The organism is Nonomuraea sp. NPDC049784 (genome assembly GCF_040659615.1).
Classification (GTDB): Bacteria; Actinomycetota; Actinomycetes; order Streptosporangiales; family Streptosporangiaceae; genus Nonomuraea.
This window is the reverse complement of record NZ_JBFAMX010001166.1, coordinates 1-1612: the sequence shown is the minus strand read 5'-3', so window position 1 is coordinate 1612 and position 1612 is coordinate 1. Positions and strand designations below refer to the sequence as shown.

2 protein-coding genes are annotated in these 1612 nt (G+C 71.7%); one reads left to right on the top strand and one right to left on the bottom strand.

The genetic code is table 11. From position 1 onward, the window contains the following. Window positions 1-107: 107 nt before the first annotated feature. The gene (locus AB0J09_RS64380) at window positions 108-1016 is read right to left on the bottom strand and encodes an NAD(P)H-binding protein (protein ID WP_360714311.1); all 909 of its coding nucleotides are present in this window, start codon (window positions 1014-1016) and stop codon (window positions 108-110) included. A gap of 77 nt (window positions 1017-1093) precedes the next feature. Between AB0J09_RS64380 and AB0J09_RS64375 the strand changes: the two genes are divergently transcribed. Further along, window positions 1094-1561: a helix-turn-helix domain-containing protein gene (locus AB0J09_RS64375; RefSeq protein ID WP_360714309.1), complete on the top strand. Its 468-nt coding sequence runs from the start codon at window positions 1094-1096 to the stop codon at window positions 1559-1561. Window positions 1562-1612 lie beyond the last annotated feature (51 nt).

Below are 1612 nucleotides of genomic sequence, written 5' to 3'. Positions count from 1 at the left end.
TCCTCACGGCCGGCCTCCGGGTTTCCGCCGAGCAGCCGGACCACGAGGTCGGTGGACTTCGACAAGAGCCGCAACTCCGCCGCTCAAGGAGCCCGGCGGCGCCGGAGTCAAACGTTCGGGCTCGCCGTGGAGAGCAGGCCGGCTCGCAGCGCCTCCGCGTTGGCGGCGAGGAACTCCGCGAACGTGCGGGGCGAGCGACCCGTGAGGTCCCGCACCGCGGTCGTGGTGGCCGCCAGCGAGCCGGCCGCGACCTCCCGGCAGAGCTCGGCGAAGTCGTCGACGAACTGCGCGGGCAATCCCCGGGAGCGCAGCGCCGCGGCCAGGTCGTCCGGGGACACTTCCACGTGCCCGACGGGCCGGCCCAGGGCCGCCGAGAGCTCCCTCGCGGTCTCGGCCGCGGTGAGCGCCCGCGGACCCGTCAGGACGTACGTCTCCCCGAGCCTGTGCGACCCGGTCCCGTGCGAGCCCGTCAGCAGGGCGGCGGCGCAGGCGGCGATGTCGTGGCAGTCGATGTACGACACGCCGGCGCCTCCGTACGCGTCAATGAGCTTCCCGTCGGCGGTGAAGGCGCCGGCCCCGGTGATGAAGTTCTGCATGAATCCGCTCGGCCGCAGCATTGACCAGCCGAGCCCGGACGCCTTCACGTACTCCTCGATCTCCCAGTGCGCGCCCTCGGCCAGCCGCCCGCCCCGGTGAGCGCCCCAGACCGACACCTTCACCACCTCAGAAACGCCGGCGGCCCGAGCCGCGTCGATGGCGGCCTTCTGCTGGCGGATCATCGGCTGCTCGCCCTCCACCGGCTGGGCGCCGCCGGCGTTGAGGAACAGCGTGTCCACGCCGTCCATGGCGGCGGGGAGCGAGGCGGGCTCGTCGAAGTCCCCGGCCACGACGTCACAGCCCAGGGCCCGCCCCTTGGCCTCGTCGCGGACCAGCGCCTTGAAAGCCACCCCCTGGTCGAGGAGAAGGCGCACGAGATGCGTGCCGATGGATCCGGTGGCTCCGGCGACCAAGATCATGAGCAGTCCTTCCGATAAGCTGAGGCAACCTCGAGAACACTATATCGAGGCCGCCTCGAATTACTAGGGACGACCGCATGACCACCACCCGCCGGCCCCGTGCCGACGCCCGCCGCAACTACGAGCGCCTCCTGGCCGAGGCCGACGCCGCCTTCAAGGAGCACGGCGTCGACTCCAGCCTGGAGAGCATCGCCCGCCGTGCCGGAGTGGCCATCGGCACGCTCTACGGCCATTTCCCCAGTCGCCGCGCCCTGGTCGGCGCGCTGCTCCGGGAGCGCAACGAGGCCCTGTTCGAGCTCGGCGACCGGCTTCTGGCCGCCCCCTCGCCGGACGCGCCGGCCGCCTGGGTCCGCGCGGCGACGGCGCACGCCGCCACCTACAGCGGCCTGGCCTCCCTGCTCGCGGACGGCCTGGACGACGAGGCGTCGGAGCTGCACGACTCCTGCCTGCGCATGGCCGAGATCGGCGAACGACTGATCGCGCAGGCACGCGAATCCGGCTCTGGGAATCGGGTGTCAAGGACCCCGGGAGTTGGGACTATCTAGAGAAAGTAGGCGTATATAGTCGGCCGATCAACTAACACCGCGGCCTGGAGG